Annotated in this window: 13 protein-coding genes; all 13 read left to right on the top strand. The window is 70.5% G+C overall.

Annotated features, from left to right (window positions below; all coding sequences use genetic code 11):
- The first annotated feature begins 293 nt into the window (after window positions 1-293).
- The 13 genes from otsA (at window position 294) to LEL83_RS15190 (ending at window position 14991) form a co-directional block, all read left to right on the top strand.
- Window positions 294-1886 (top strand): alpha,alpha-trehalose-phosphate synthase (UDP-forming), encoded by a 1593-nt coding sequence (gene otsA, locus LEL83_RS15250; protein WP_198656199.1) that lies wholly within the window; start codon window positions 294-296, stop codon window positions 1884-1886.
- Window positions 1879-2658 (top strand): trehalose-phosphatase, encoded by a 780-nt coding sequence (otsB, locus tag LEL83_RS15245; RefSeq protein ID WP_198656198.1) that lies wholly within the window; start codon window positions 1879-1881, stop codon window positions 2656-2658. Before otsA ends, otsB begins: the two co-directional genes overlap by 8 nt.
- A gap of 90 nt (window positions 2659-2748) precedes the next feature.
- Entirely contained in the window at window positions 2749-4443 is a 1695-nt protein-coding gene (gene ilvD, locus LEL83_RS15240) for a dihydroxy-acid dehydratase (protein WP_198656197.1), read from the top strand.
- Between the two features lie 47 nt (window positions 4444-4490).
- On the top strand, window positions 4491-6314 hold the full coding sequence (locus LEL83_RS15235; RefSeq protein ID WP_198656196.1) for an acetolactate synthase large subunit: 1824 nt from the start codon (window positions 4491-4493) through the stop codon (window positions 6312-6314).
- Window positions 6311-6811 (top strand): acetolactate synthase small subunit, encoded by a 501-nt coding sequence (gene ilvN / locus LEL83_RS15230; protein ID WP_198656195.1) that lies wholly within the window; start codon window positions 6311-6313, stop codon window positions 6809-6811. The genes LEL83_RS15235 and ilvN overlap by 4 nt, the downstream gene beginning before the upstream one ends.
- A 45-nt stretch (window positions 6812-6856) precedes the next feature.
- Complete coding sequence (gene ilvC, locus LEL83_RS15225) at window positions 6857-7882, top strand: ketol-acid reductoisomerase (RefSeq protein ID WP_225559456.1); 1026 nt, start codon at window positions 6857-6859, stop codon at window positions 7880-7882.
- Window positions 7883-8094: 212 nt separating this feature from the next.
- Window positions 8095-9285, top strand: coding sequence for a mannitol-1-phosphate 5-dehydrogenase (locus tag LEL83_RS15220; RefSeq protein WP_198656193.1), 1191 nt, complete (start codon window positions 8095-8097; stop codon window positions 9283-9285).
- A 61-nt stretch (window positions 9286-9346) separates the two neighbouring features.
- Window positions 9347-9811, top strand: a complete 465-nt coding sequence (locus tag LEL83_RS15215) for a hypothetical protein (RefSeq protein ID WP_225559455.1) — start codon at window positions 9347-9349, stop codon at window positions 9809-9811.
- Between the two features lie 44 nt (window positions 9812-9855).
- Window positions 9856-10191: a hypothetical protein gene (locus LEL83_RS15210; RefSeq protein ID WP_225559454.1), complete on the top strand. Its 336-nt coding sequence runs from the start codon at window positions 9856-9858 to the stop codon at window positions 10189-10191.
- A 214-nt stretch (window positions 10192-10405) separates the two neighbouring features.
- Window positions 10406-11995: a phosphoglycerate dehydrogenase gene (gene serA, locus LEL83_RS15205; protein ID WP_225559453.1), complete on the top strand. Its 1590-nt coding sequence runs from the start codon at window positions 10406-10408 to the stop codon at window positions 11993-11995.
- A complete protein-coding gene (locus LEL83_RS15200) occupies window positions 11995-13065 on the top strand; it encodes a 3-isopropylmalate dehydrogenase (RefSeq protein WP_225559452.1) in 1071 nt (356 codons plus the stop codon). The genes serA and LEL83_RS15200 overlap by 1 nt, the downstream gene beginning before the upstream one ends.
- Before the next feature lie 15 nt (window positions 13066-13080).
- On the top strand, window positions 13081-14190 hold the full coding sequence (locus tag LEL83_RS15195; protein WP_225559451.1) for a branched-chain amino acid aminotransferase: 1110 nt from the start codon (window positions 13081-13083) through the stop codon (window positions 14188-14190).
- A gap of 30 nt (window positions 14191-14220) precedes the next feature.
- Window positions 14221-14991 (top strand): fumarylacetoacetate hydrolase family protein, encoded by a 771-nt coding sequence (locus LEL83_RS15190; RefSeq protein ID WP_225559450.1) that lies wholly within the window; start codon window positions 14221-14223, stop codon window positions 14989-14991.
- Window positions 14992-15214: the final 223 nt, after the last annotated feature.

Below are 15214 nucleotides of genomic sequence, written 5' to 3'. Positions count from 1 at the left end.
GTCCTCTCCGACCGGAGGGCCGGCGCTGCACTCCAGCACCCGTGTCCCCCCGACACGTGGCTGCAGCGTACCGGAACCGCCGATCCGCCGTGAATGCGCTGTCCGGGCGCTGGTAACTTCGGCTGCGCACCAGCACCAGCACCAGCACCAGCACCAGCACCAGCACCAGCACCACGGTGCGACCCGACGCTCCCCGGCGCACGTGGCACCACCGCACGTGCCCAGCCCACCCGGCGCTCGCCGCCGGACCGACGCGCCCGTCACCCCGGGCGGAACGGAGAACACACCACCCCATGCCTGCCGACCGCACCGAACAGACCCGCTACTCGTTCGTCGTCGCCTCCAACCGCCTCCCGGTGGACCGCGTCGTCGACCAGGACGGCAACGAGGGCTGGCGGCACTCGCCCGGCGGCCTCGTCACCGCCCTCGAACCCGTGATGCGTGCGAACGACGGAGCCTGGGTCGGCTGGGTGGGGCAGCCCGAGGTCGAGGTGGCCCCGTTCGACAACGAGGGCATCCACATCGTCCCCGTGCCGCTCTCCGACGACGACGTCGAGGAGTACTACGAGGGCTTCAGCAACGACACGCTCTGGCCGCTGTACCACGACGTGATCGAGCACCCGAGCTACCACCGCGACTGGTGGAACGCGTACAAGCGCGTGAACGAGCGCTTCGCCGAGCAGATCGCCCAGATCGTCGAGCAGGACGGCATCGTCTGGGTGCAGGACTACCAGCTGCAGCTCGTGCCGGCGCTGCTCCGCGCCAAGCGTCCCGACCTGACGATCGGCTTCTTCAACCACATCCCGTTCCCGCCGGTCGGCATCTACGCGCAGCTGCCGTGGCGCGCGCAGATCCTCGACGGGCTGCTCGGCGCCGACGTCATCGGGTTCCAGCGGCACGACGACGCGAGCGACTTCCTCCGCGCGGTCCGCCACATCAAGGGGTACACCACCAAGGGCACGACGATCGACGTCCCGGTGGACGACCCGGCCGCCCCGCGCAGCCGCAAGGGCATCACCGTGCGCCACGTCGAGGCGCGGCACTTCCCGATCTCCATCGACGCCGAGAGCTTCGAGGCGATCGCGCACCGGCCCGAGGTGCAGGAGCGTGCGCGCGAGATCCGCGAGAGCCTCGGCAACCCCAAGACGGTGCTGCTCGGCGTCGACCGGCTCGACTACACCAAGGGCATCCGGCACCGCATCAAGGCCTTCGGCGAGCTCGTCGAGGACGGCCGCATCGCGGTCGAGGACGCCACGCTCATCCAGGTGGCCAGCCCGAGCCGCGAGCGCGTCGACTCGTACGCCGCACTCCGCGACGAGATCGAGCTGAGCGTCGGCCGCATCAACGGCGACCTCGGCGTGATCGGCCACCAGCCCATCTCGTACCTGCACCACGGCTACCCGCGCGAGGAGATGGTCGCGCTCTACCTGGCCGCCGACATCATGCTCGTCACCGCGCTGCGCGACGGCATGAACCTCGTCGCCAAGGAGTACGTCGCCGCGCGGTTCGACAACGACGGCGTGCTCATCCTGTCCGAGTTCGCCGGGGCCGCCGACGAGCTCAAGCAGGCACTCATCGTCAACCCGCACGACATCGGCGCACTCAAGGACAGCATCGAGCGTGCGATCGAGATGCCGCGCCGCGAGCGCTCCACGCGCATGCGCGCGCTCCGCAAGCGCGTCCGCGACAACGACGTGGCCCGCTGGTCGCGCTCCTTCCTCGAGGCGCTCGACCGGCACGCGCCGCGGAACGCCCAGCTCGACCCGTCCGCCACCGACCCGGCGGACCGGCACCGCGAGGCGCAGACCGACAACATGTCGATCTTCGACCAGGACGCCCAGTCCGCGCGTGCCGCCGAGGACACCCGGGAGGCCCGTGATGCGTGACGAGACCACCACCGGCGACCTCGACCAGGCCCTCGAGACGCTCGCGGCTGCGCCGCGACTGATCGTCGCGCTCGACTTCGACGGCACGCTCGCGCCCTTCGCCGACGACCCGTCGCAGGTCGGCGCGCTGCCCGGCTCGTGGGCGGCGGTGCTGACCCTGCACCGGGCGCGGGACACCGAGGTGGTGCTCGTCTCCGGCCGTCCGCTCGACAGCCTCGCCGCGGTCACGCACGCACCCCAGGAGATGGCGCTGGTCGGGTCGCACGGCGTCGAGTGGCGCGTCGACGGCCACGCCGAGGCCGCGCTCACCGCCGACGAGCTCGAGCGCGTGGCTCGCGTCGGTGCGGCGCTGGACGAGGTCGGCGCCCGGTTCCCCGGCGTGGTGATCGAGCACAAGCCGGCCGGGCACGGGGTGCACACGCGCCGTGTCTCCGCCGAGGTCGCGGCCGAGGCGGACGCGGCGGCGAGCCGTGCGGCGCACGAGGCCGACCCCGAGGTGCTCGAGCGCGGCGGCAAGGACATCGTCGAGTTCGCCGTCCGGCACGTCACGAAGGGCGACGCGATCGCCCGGTTGCGCGAGCTGCACGGCGCGGACGCGGTGTTCTTCGCGGGCGACGACGTCACCGACGAGGACGCCTTCCGTGTGCTCGGCGACGGCGACGTCGGGGTGAAGGTCGGACCGGGGGAGACCCTCGCCGGGTACCGCATCGCCGACCCGGCCGCGCTGACCGGGGTGCTGAAGCAGCTGGCGAGGCTCCGCGCGACGCGCTGACCAGGGCGATCCGCGCCTCCCGACCGCCCTTCACCATGCGGATGCATGTTGTTGCGCGACTGGTATCCCAAAGCGTCCTAGACTCCATCCATGCCTGATATCGACGTCAAGCCGCGCAGCCGGGTCGTCACCGACGGGATCGAAGCAACCACCTCACGTGGCATGCTGCGGGCCGTCGGTATGGGAGACGAGGACTGGAGCAAGCCGCAGATCGGCATCGCGTCCTCGTGGAACGAGATCACGCCCTGCAACCTGTCGCTCGACCGCCTCGCGCAGGGCGCGAAGGAGGGCGTGCACTCCGGTGGCGGGTACCCGCTGCAGTTCGGCACCATCTCCGTCTCCGACGGCATCTCGATGGGCCACGAGGGCATGCACTTCTCGCTCGTCTCGCGTGAGGTCATCGCGGACAGCGTCGAGACCGTCGTGAACGCCGAGCGCCTGGACGGCACCGTCCTGCTCGCCGGGTGCGACAAGTCCCTCCCCGGCATGCTCATGGCCGCCGCGCGGCTCGACCTCGCGAGCGTCTTCCTCTACGCGGGCTCGGTCATGCCGGGCTACGTGAAGCAGGCCGACGGGACGATGAAGGAGGTCACGATCATCGACTCCTTCGAGGGCGTCGGGGCCTGCAAGGCGGGCACCATGTCCGAAGAGGAGCTCAAGAAGATCGAGTGCGCCATCGTCCCGGGCGAGGGCGCCTGCGGTGGCATGTACACGGCGAACACGATGGCGAGCGTGGCCGAGGCCCTCGGCATGTCGCTGCCGGGCTCCGCCGCCCCGCCGAGCGCCGACCGTCGCCGCGACTACTACGCGCACCGCTCCGGCGAGGCCGTCGTGAACATGCTCGAGCACGGCATCACCGCACGGCAGATCCTCACGAAGGAAGCCTTCGAGAACGCCATCGCCGTCGCGATGGCCCTCGGCGGCTCGACGAACGTCATCCTGCACCTGCTCGCGATCGCCTACGAGGCCGAGGTCGAGCTGACGCTGGACGACTTCAACCGCATCGGCTCGAAGGTCCCGCACCTCGCCGACATGAAGCCCTTCGGCAAGTACGTCATGGTCGACGTGGACCGCAACGGCGGCATCCCGGTCATCATGAAGGCGCTGCTCGACGCGGGCCTGCTGCACGGCGACTGCCTCACCGTGACGGGCAAGACCGTCGCCGAGAACCTCGCCGAGATCGACCCGCCGGCGCTCGACGGCGAGGTCTTCCGCACCCTCGAGAACCCGATCCACGAGACCGGTGGCCTCACCGTCCTGCAGGGCTCCTTCGCCCCCGAGGGCGCCGTGGTGAAGACCGCGGGCTTCGACGCCTCGGTGTTCGAGGGGCCGGCGCGGGTGTTCGACCGCGAGCGCGCCGCGATGGACGCCCTGACCGAGGGACGCATCGAGAAGGGCGACGTCGTCGTCATCCGCTACGAGGGCCCCAAGGGCGGCCCGGGCATGCGCGAGATGCTCGCGATCACGGCCGCCATCAAGGGCGCGGGCCTCGGCAAGGATGTACTACTCTTGACCGACGGTCGATTCTCAGGCGGCACAACCGGCCTGTGCATCGGCCACATCGCACCGGAAGCAGTGGACGCAGGTCCCGTCGCTTTCGTTCGTGATGGCGACCGCATCCGTGTCGACATCGCGGCTCGCTCGCTCGACCTACTGGTCGACCCGGCCGAGCTGGAGGCCCGCCGTGACGGCTGGGCCCCGCTGCCCCCGCGCTACACCCGCGGAGTCCTCGCGAAGTACGCCAAGCTCGTCAAGTCCGCCGCCCAGGGCGCGGTCACGGGCTAGCGTCCGACACCCGCACCATCGCCACCTCTCCAGGCAAGGACCACCTCATGCCCACGGAAGCAACCCCGTTGTCCGCGGCCGCCGGTGCACGCCGGTCGCCGGAGATCCTGACCGGCTCGGGAGCCGTCCTCCGGACGCTCGAGCACCTCGGGATCACCGACGTCTTCGGCCTGCCGGGCGGCGCCATCATCCCGTTCTACGACGAGCTGATGGCCTCGACGACCATCCGCCACATCCTCGTCCGGCACGAGCAGGGCGCCGGCCACGCCGCCGAGGGCTACGCGTCGTCGTCCGGCAAGGTCGGCGTCGCCATCGCCACGTCCGGCCCCGGCGCGACGAACCTCGTCACCGCGATCGCCGACGCCTACATGGACTCGGTGCCGTTCATCGCGATCACCGGCCAGGTGTTCTCGACGCTCATGGGCACCGACGCGTTCCAGGAAGCCGACATCGTCGGCATCACGATGCCGATCACGAAGCACTCGTTCCTGGTGACCGACCCGGCCGACGTGCCGGCGACCCTGGCCGCGGCGCACCTCATCGCGACCACCGGCCGCCCCGGCCCCGTGCTGGTGGACATCACGAAGGACGCCCAGCAGAAGTCGGCGCCCTACGTGTGGCCGCCGAAGATCGACCTGCCCGGCTACCGCCCGGTCACCAAGGCGCACGGCAAGCAGATCACCGCGGCCGCGCAGCTGCTGTCCGAGGCCGAACGACCCGTGCTGTACGTCGGCGGCGGTGTCGTCCGCTCTGGTGCGAACGCCGAGCTGCTCGCCTTCGCCGAGGCCACCGGCGCCCCGGTCGTGACGACGCTGATGGCCCGCGGCGCGTTCCCCGACTCGCACCCGCAGCACCTCGGCATGCCGGGGATGCACGGCACGGTGCCCGCGGTGCTCGGCCTGCAGGACAGCGACCTCATCATCGCCCTCGGCGCCCGCTTCGACGACCGCGTGACCGGCAAGGCCGACGAGTTCGCTCCGGACGCCAAGGTCGTGCACGTCGACATCGACCCCGCCGAGATCTCGAAGATCCGCTTCGCCGACGTCCCGATCGTGGGCGACGCGCGAGAGGTGCTGGCCGACCTGCTCGACGCCTGGGGCGGCATCGCCCCCGAGGACCGTGCATCGACCGCCGCGTGGTGGGCGAAGCTCGAGCAGCTGAAGACCGACTTCCCGCTCGGGTACGCCGAGCCGACCGACGGGCTCCTCGCCCCGCAGGCGATCATCAAGCGCATCGGCGAGCTCACCGGACCCGAGGCCGTCTACGCCTCGGGCGTCGGACAGCACCAGATGTGGTCCGCGCAGTTCATCAAGTACGAGCGGCCGAACGCCTGGCTCAACTCGGGCGGCGCCGGCACGATGGGCTACTCGATCCCCGCGGCGATGGGCGCCAAGGTCGCCCAGCCGGACCGCGTGGTCTGGGCGATCGACGGTGACGGCTGCTTCCAGATGACGAACCAGGAGCTCGCGACCTGTGTCATCAACGACATCCCGATCAAGGTCGCGATCATCAACAACTCGTCGCTCGGCATGGTGCGGCAGTGGCAGACGCTGTTCTACGACGGCCGCCACTCGTTCACCGACCTCGAGACCGGCCACCAGTCGCGCCGTGTGCCCGACTTCGTGAAGCTCGCCGACGCGTACGGTGCCCTCGGCATCCGCGTCGAGAAGGCCGACGAGGTCGACGCCGCCATCGAGCTCGCCCTCGCGACGAACGACCGTCCCGTGGTCATCGACTTCGTGGTCAGCCGCGACTCGATGGTCTGGCCGATGGTCCCGCAGGGGGTCGGCAACTCCTCGATCGAGTACGCCCGAGCCCTCGCGCCCACCTGGGACGACGAGGAAGCCGACATGACGGGGGAGACCGCATGAGCCACGTCCTTTCCCTCCTGGTCGAGGACAAGCCCGGCCTGCTGACCCGTGTCGCCGGCCTGTTCGCCCGGCGCGGGTTCAACATCGAGTCGCTCGCCGTCGGCAACACCGAGGTGGACGGCCTGAGCCGCATCACCGTCGTGGTCGACGTCGAGGACCTGCCGCTGGAACAGGTGACGAAGCAGCTCAACAAGCTGGTCAACGTCATCAAGATCGTCGAGCTGGACTTCCCGCAGTCCGTGCAGCGCGAGCACATGCTCGTGAAGGTGCGTGTCGACAACCAGACGCGCTCGGCGGTGCTCGAAGCAGTGAACCTGTTCCGTGCCCAGGTCGTCGACGTGGCGACCGACTCCCTGATCGTCGAGGTCACCGGTGACCCCGGCAAGATCCAGGCGATCCTCCGTGTGCTCGAGCCCTACGGCATCAAGGAGCTCGCCCGCGCGGGCCTGCTCGGCATGGGCCGCGGACCGAAGAGCATCACCGACCGGGTGCGTTGAGCACCGCCGCACCCGCACAGACCACCACCAAGGAGAACCAGCACCGTGACTGACATCGTGTACGACGCCGACGCCGACCTGACGCTCATCCAGGGCAAGAAGGTCGCCGTCATCGGCTACGGCTCGCAGGGCCACGCCCACGCCCTCAACCTCCGCGACAGCGGCGTCGAGGTGAAGATCGGCCTGAAGGAGGGCTCGAAGAGCCGGCAGAAGGCGGAGGAGGCGGGCTTCGAGGTCCACACCCCGGCCGAGGCCACCGCCTGGGCGGACGTCGTCGTCATCCTCGCGCCGGACCAGGTCCAGCGCATCGTGTACGCCGAGGACATCGAGCCGAACCTCAAGCAGGGCGCCACGCTCGTCTTCGGCCACGGCTTCAACATCCGCTTCGGGTACATCCAGGCCCCCGAGGGCGTCGACGTCTCGCTCGTCGCACCGAAGGGCCCCGGTCACACCGTGCGCCGCGAGTACGAGGCCGGCCGCGGTGTGCCGGTCATCGTCGCGGTCGAGGTCGACGCGTCCGGCTCGGCGTGGGACCTCGCGTGGTCCTACTCCAAGGCCATCGGCGGCCTGCGCTCCGGTGGCATCAAGACCACCTTCACCGAGGAGACCGAGACCGACCTGTTCGGCGAGCAGGCCGTCCTGTGCGGTGGCACCTCGCAGCTCATCCAGTACGGCTTCGAGACCCTGGTCGAGGCGGGCTACCAGCCGCAGATCGCCTACTTCGAGGTCCTGCACGAGCTCAAGCTCATCGTGGACCTCATCTGGGAGGGCGGCCTCACCAAGCAGCGCTGGTCGATCTCCGACACCGCCGAGTTCGGTGACTACGTCTCCGGCCCGCGCGTGATCTCGCCCGAGGTCAAGGAGAACATGAAGGCCGTGCTCGCGGACATCCAGAACGGTGCCTTCGCCAAGCGCTTCATCGACGACCAGGACGCCGGCGCCCCCGAGTTCAAGGAACTCCGCGCCAAGGGCGAGGGCCACCCGATCGAGGCCACCGGTCGTGAGCTCCGCGCGCTCTTCGCGTGGAAGCAGAACGACGGCGACTACGTCGACGGCTCGGCCGCGCGGTAGTCTCTGGAGGACCACTCGACTCTCGAGGCGGCGGTGCAGTCCTGCACCGCCGCCTCGCGATGTGACCCGAACGTTATGCAGCAGCTCTCATCCAGTCCCCGCGCGGCCCAGCGGCCGAACTCCGTCCTGCGACGGGTCGGATCCCGACCGACCGTGTCCGTTCCGAGCGTCCGCGGTCACGACCGGTGCGAGCAGCATGGGAGGATCGTCGGATGGCGGTGACGAAGCGAGCGGTCCACATCGGCGCCGGCAAGATCGGGCGCGGGTTCGTGGGCCAGTTCCTCGTGGCGAGCGGCTTCGAGCTCACCTTCGTCGACGTCGACGACCGGGTGGTCTCCGCCCTCAACGAAGCCGGCCGCTTCGTGGTGCACGAGGTCGGCGAGATGCCGGTCGAGCACCTCGTGCACGGGTTCCGCGCACTCAACAGCAAGACCGACCGCGAGCGCGTCGTGCAGGCCATCGCCGAGGCCGACGTCGTGACCACGGCGGTCGGTGCCCGCACCCTGCCGCTCGTGGCACCGCTCATCGCCGAGGGCCTCGCGGCACGTCCGCTCGAGCGCGGTGACGTGACGATCGTCGCCTGCGAGAACGCGTTCAACGCCACGGACTCCCTGCACGCCAGCATCCGTCGCGCCCCCATCCTCGAGGACCGCGTCATCGCCGCCGTCTTCGCGAACTGCGCCATCGACCGCATCGTGCCGGACCAGTCCGGCGTGCTCGGACAGTCCGGTGGGCTCGACGTCGTGCTCGAGCCGTTCTACGAGTGGGTCATCGAGCGCACCCCGTTCCTCGGCTCCGACGCCGAACCGCCCACGATCGAGGGCGTCACCTGGGTCGACGACCTGCAGCCGTTCGTCGAGCGGAAGCTCTACACGGTCAACACCGCGCACGCCACCGCCGCCTACCACGGCTACGTCCGAGGGATCCGCCTCATCCGCGAGGCCCTCGAGGACGACGCCGTCCGCGCCGAGGTCGACGGTGTGCTCGCCGAGACGACCGCGCTGCTGGTCGCCAAGCACGGCTTCGACCCGGCGGCGCACGCCCGCTACGTCGCCGCGAACCTGTCCCGCATCGCGAACCCGCACCTGCCGGACACCACGGCGCGTGTGGGACGGAACCCGCTCCGCAAGCTCGGGCGCCGCGAGCGGTTCGTGGGGCCGGCGTCGCAGCTCGCCGAGCGCGGCCTGCCCGTCGAGCACCTGCTCGGGTCGGTGCGCGCCGCCCTCGCCTTCGACGACGAGAACGACCCGGAGTCGATCGAGCTGCACGCACTGCTGCGCTCCGGTGCCACCGCGCACGCGCTCACCGAGATCCTCACCGGCCTGATGGAGAGCCACCCGCTCTTCCCGGCCGTCCGCGACGTCGTCGCCCAGGTCCTCGAGTCGCAGCCGGCCGACGCCTGACCGCACCGCTCCGGACCCGTCGTGGTGCCGCGGGCAGCGGGTCCCTCGTAGGATCGAGGGCATGACCACGGCAGCATCCCCACCAGACGGGTCGACCGACCCGGACGTGACGAACGCCGTCGACACCGACGAGGCCGCGCTCAGCTGGGGTGACGCCGACGACGCCACGCACGTCGACGCCGCACACAACCCGGTCGCCGTGCGGGAGCGCGGTGCGCGCGACCCCGAGGCGCCCGAGACCTCCGGCGCGCTCGTCGGCTTCGGCGTCTTCGGCGGCCTGTACCTGCTGTACACGGTGGCCTGGTTGCTCACCGCGTCCACCGCGTACGTCTCCGGCGTCGACTCGGTGCTGACCGTCTTCGTCGAGGTCCTGCGGTTCCTCGCCATCCTCGCGCCGGCGCTCTGGTTCACGGTCGTCCTCTGGGCCGCCCGTGGCAGCCGGACGCGCACGCGCCTGCTCTGGATGCTCCTCGGTGCCGTCGTGCTGTTCCCCTGGCCGTTCCTCCTCACGCGGAGCTTCGGGTGACCGGCGCGGTGCCGGCGACGACGCGGCGACCCTCCGCGACCGTCGTGGGTCGGGTCGTCGTCTGGGTCGTGTTCGCCGTGCTCTTCGCCTACATGACGGCCCAGGCCGTCGGGAACCTCGCGCAGATCGCGCAGCGGGTCGAGGCGTTCAACGCCTTCCTCGAGACCACCTCCGGCGGCGACTCGCTGCAGACCAGCACGCCGTGGCTCTGGTTGGTGCTCGACATCCTCATCGCCCCTGTCGCCTTCGTCGTCGCGCTCGTCGTCACCCGACGAGCGAGTCTCCGCGTCACCCTCGCGGTGTTCGTGGTCGCCTTCGCGGGGGCCGGCGCGCTCTGGTTGGACCTCCAGCTGTTCGTGCCGACGCTGCTGGACTTCTGACGCGACCGCCCACCGGCCTGGAGGCGCGGGTCGGCCCCGCCCCGCGCCTCCCGTCACCGGCACGGCCGGACCGCCGCTGGTGCGTCGGTCCGGGACCGGCGGCGTGGGCCCGGCCCGTGTGGTCCTCGACAGGCCGCCCCGGGCGGTCGTAACCGACCGCCCGCGTCGATAGCATGGTGGGATACCAACCGTCTCGTGTGAGGAAACAGCTGCTGTGTCGAAGCCGGTCGTCCTGATCGCCGAAGAACTCTCGCCCGCCACGGTCGACGCCCTCGGGCCCGACTTCGAGATCCGGAACGTGGACGGCACCGACCGCGCCGCGCTCCTGGACGCGCTGTCCGACGCGCACGCCGTGCTCGTGCGGTCCGCCACCAAGGTCGACGCCGAGGCCATCGCGGCCGCCCCGGAGCTCAAGGTCATCGCCCGTGCCGGCGTCGGCCTCGACAACGTGGACATCAAGGCGGCGACCACCGCAGGCGTGATGGTGGTGAACGCTCCGACGTCGAACATCATCTCGGCCGCGGAACTGACCGTCGGGCACATCCTGTCCCTCGCCCGGCACATCCCGGCCGCGCACGCCTCCCTGGCGGCCGGTGCCTGGAAGCGCTCGTCCTACACGGGCGTCGAGCTCTACGAGAAGACCGTCGGCATCATCGGTCTCGGCCGCATCGGCGCGCTCATCACGCAGCGCCTGCAGGCCTTCGGGGTGTCGGTCATCGCGTACGACCCCTACGTCACGACGGCTCGCGCGCAGCAGCTCGGGGTGGAGCTCGTCTCCCTCGACGACCTGCTGCGGCGTGCGGACTTCGTCACGATCCACATGCCCCGGACGCCGGAGACCCTCGGGATGATCTCCGACGACCAGTTCGCGCTCATGAAGCCGACCGCGTTCGTCGTGAACGTCGCCCGCGGCGGGCTCATCGACGAGGACGCCCTGCACCGGGCGCTCACGGCGAACACGATCGCCGGTGCCGGTCTCGACGTCTTCGTCTCGGAGCCGCCGAAGGACTCGCCGCTCGTGTCGCTGCCGAACGTCGTCCTGACGCCGCACCTCGGTGCCTCCACCGACGAGGCGCAGGAGAAGGCGGGCGTCTCGGTCGCCAAGTCCGTGCGCCTGGCGCTCGGCGGCGAGCTCGTCCCGGACGCCGTGAACGTCGCCGGCGGCGTCATCGACCCCTACGTGCGTCCCGGCATCCCGCTGATCGAGAAGCTCGGCCAGGTGTTCACCGCCCTCGCGACCTCGCCCGTCACGAGCATCGACGTCGAGGTGCGCGGCGAACTCGCCGGGTACGACGCCAGCGTGCTCAAGCTGGCGGCGCTCAAGGGCGTCTTCACCGACGTCGTCAGCGACCAGGTCTCGTACGTCAACGCCCCGCTCATCGCGGAGCAGCGCGGGGTCACCGTCCGGCTCATCACCGAGACGGACAGCCCCGAGTACCGCAACGTCCTGACGATCCGCGGCGCGCAGTCCGACGGCCCCGCGATCAGCGTCTCCGGTACGCTCACCGGCCAGAAGCAGGTCGAGAAGCTCGTCGAGATCAACGGGCACGACGTCGAGGTCCCGCTCGACCGGCACCACGTCGTGATGGAGTACACGGACCGACCCGGCATCGTCGCGGTCTACGGCAAGGAGTTCGGCGAGGCCGGCATCAACATCGCGGCGATGCAGATCTCGCGCGAGGCCGCCGGCGGTCAGGCGCTCAGCGTCCTGACGGTCGACTCGCCCGTCCCCACGGAGATCCTCGAGCACGTCCGGTCGACGATCGACGCGTCGTCCCTCCGCGAGATCGACATCACCCTCTGATGACCGTCCAGACGATCAGGCTCGCGGTCATCCGCGGCGACGGCATCGGCCCGGAGGTCGTCGACGAGGCCCTGAAGGTCCTGCACGCCGTCCTCCCCGACGACCTCGTGGTCCAGGAGACACCGTTCGCACTCGGTGCCGCGCGGTACCTGGAGACCGGGGACATCCTCACCGAGGACGACATGGCCGCGATCGCCGAGCACGACGCGATCCTGCTCGGGGCGGTCGGCGGAGACCCGCGCGACCCGCGGCTCGCCGGCGGCATCATCGAGCGCGGCCTGCTCCTGAAGCTGCGGTTCGCGTTCGACCACTACGTCAACCTCCGCCCGACGAAGGTGCACGCGGCGGTGGCGACCCCGCTCGCCGACCCGGGCGATGTCGACTTCGTCGTGGTGCGCGAGGGCACCGAGGGGCCCTACGTGGGCAACGGGGGAGCCATCCGCACCGGCACCTCGCAGGAGATCGCGACCGAGGTCTCGCTGAACACGGCCTTCGGGGTCGAGCGGGTCGTCCGGTACGCCTTCGACCTGGCCGGCCGGCGCCCGCGCCGGCACCTGACGCTCGTGCACAAGAGCAACGTCCTGGTGCACGCCGGCGCCCTGTGGCAGCGCACCGTCGCGGCCGTCGCCAGCGAGTACCCGGACGTCACGGTCGACTACCAGCACGTCGACGCGGTCACCATCCACATGGTCCGCGACCCCGCGCGCTTCGACGTCATCGTCACCGACAACCTGTTCGGCGACATCATCACCGACCTCGCCGGCGCGATCAGCGGCGGCATCGGGCTGGCGGCCTCGGGCAACGTCAACCCGGACGGCGCCTTCCCCAGCATGTTCGAGCCGGTGCACGGTTCCGCACCGGACATCGCCGGTCAGCAGCTGGCCGACCCCACCGCCGCGATCCTGTCCGTCGCCCTGTTGCTCGACCACCTCGGTCGCAGCGACCTGGCGGCGGCGGTGACGAGCGCGGTGGAGTCCGACCTCGCCGACCGGGGCACCACGCAGCGCAGCACGGCCGCGATCGGCGACGCGATCGCCGCCGCGGCCACGGCACGCACCACCACCGCCTGAGAAGGAGTCCTCCCCATGAGCACCGACACCGACTTCGGACTCGAGTTCGCCAGCACACCGTCCGCCGACCGACGAGCCGCCGCCGAGCGCGAGCAGATCCTCGCCGACCCGGGCTTCGGCAAGCACTTCACCGACCACATGGCGACGGTCGAGTGGACGCTCGACGACGGCTGGCACAGCGCGTCGATCCACCCGTACGGCCCGCTGTCCCTCGACCCGAGCGCGAGTGTCCTGCACTACGCGCAGGAGATCTTCGAGGGGCTCAAGGCGTACCGGCACGCGGACGGCTCGGTGTGGTCCTTCCGGCCGGACGCCAACGCGCGACGCTTCCAGCGGTCCGCCCGGCGCCTGGCGCTGCCGGAGCTGCCGGTCGAGGCGTTCGTCGAGTCGATCCGGCAGCTCGTGCGCACCGACGTCGACTGGGTGCCCTCGGCGCCCGAGACCAGCCTGTACCTGCGACCGTTCATGATCGCGACCGAGTCGTTCCTGGGCGTCCGTGCGGCACAGGCGGTGGCCTACCACTGCATCGCGAGCCCGGCCGGTGCGTACTTCACGTCCGGACCGAAGCCGGTCTCGATCTGGCTGTCGACGCAGTACGCGCGGGCCGGCAAGGGCGGGACCGGAGCGGCGAAGACCGGCGGCAACTACGCGTCGTCCCTGTTGCCCCAGCAGGAGGCCTACGAGCACGGGTGCCAGCAGGTGATGTTCCTCGACTCGGTGGAGGGCAAGTACCTCGAGGAGCTCGGCGGCATGAACGTCGTCCTGGTGAAGTCGGACGGCACGCTCGTCACGCCGGACTCCGACTCGATCCTCGAGGGGATCACCCGCGACTCCATCCTGCAGTTGGCGGAGGACCGCGGGCTCACCGTCGAGAAGCGTCGGGTCACCCTCGACGAGTGGCGCGACGGCGTCGCGGACGGCTCGATCACCGAGGCGTTCGCCTGCGGGACGGCCGCCGTGGTGACCCCGATCGCGGAGCTCCGCGGCGAGGGCTTCACCATCGGGTCCCCGACCGTCGGCGCCGGCGAGCTCACGATGTCGCTGCGTGACGAGCTCACCGACATCCAGTACGGCCGTCGTCCCGACCCGCACGGGTGGATGACCAAGCTGACCGACGCGTCCTGATCGACCGGCGAGCGTGGGTAGGGTCGAACGGTGAAGATCGCACGGTTCAGCAGCAAGGGTGAAGACCCCCGGTACGGCATCCTCGACGAGCGGCACCTGGTGGTGCTCGCCGGTGACCCGATGTACCAGGGCTTCGAGACCACGGGGGAGCGGGTCGCGCTCGCGGACGCCAAGCTCCTGGCCCCCGTCATCCCGCGGTCGAAGGTCATCGGCGTCGGCCTCAACTACTCCGAGCACGCGTCGGAGATGGACGAGCGTGCCGGCGACGACCCGGTGGTGTTCCTCAAGCCGAACACCTCGGTCATCGGTCCCGACGAGCCCATCCGGCTGCCGGCCGACATCGGGCGCGTCGACCACGAGGGCGAACTCGCCATCGTGATCGGGTCGCTGGCCAAGAACGTCCGCCGCGAGGACTTCGCGAGCGTCATCCTCGGGTACACGATCGCGAACGACGTCACCGCTCGTGACCTGCAGGCTCGCGACGGACAGTGGACCCGCGCCAAGGGCTTCGACACGTTCTGCCCGCTCGGTCCGGTCATCGAGACCGAGATCGACCCGTCGGACATCCGCATCGAGACCCGGGTGGACGGCGACCTGCGTCAGGCCGCCTCGACGAACGAGATGGTGCACGACATCCCGTCGCTCGTCGAGTTCGTGTCCTCGATCTGGACCCTGCTGCCCGGCGACGTCATCCTGACCGGCACCCCGGCCGGCGTCAGTCAGATCCGCGACGGCGAGATCGTCGAGGTGACGGTCTCGGGCATCGGGTCGCTGAAGAACCCCGTCATCGCCAAGCACTGACACGACCGGAGACGGCCCGTTCCCCGTGGGGAGCGGGCCGTTCGCCGTTCCCGGGGGAGTGCGTCGAGCGCCTCAGCTGCCCCGAGCACCCCGTGTTCCGCGTGTTTCCGGGGGAGTCGGGGTACGACACGCCCGGGATGTGGGCTGGCTTGGCGCTGGTGTTCACCTCTGCGTAAAGTAATCACTCGTTGCCGCTGAGGCGGAGAACGGAACGGCCGAGACG

This window comes from Curtobacterium oceanosedimentum (assembly GCF_020297365.1).
Lineage (GTDB): Bacteria > Actinomycetota > Actinomycetes > Actinomycetales > Microbacteriaceae > Curtobacterium.
The sequence above is the reverse complement of the archived record's forward strand: the minus strand, read 5'-3'. Positions and strand labels throughout refer to the sequence as shown.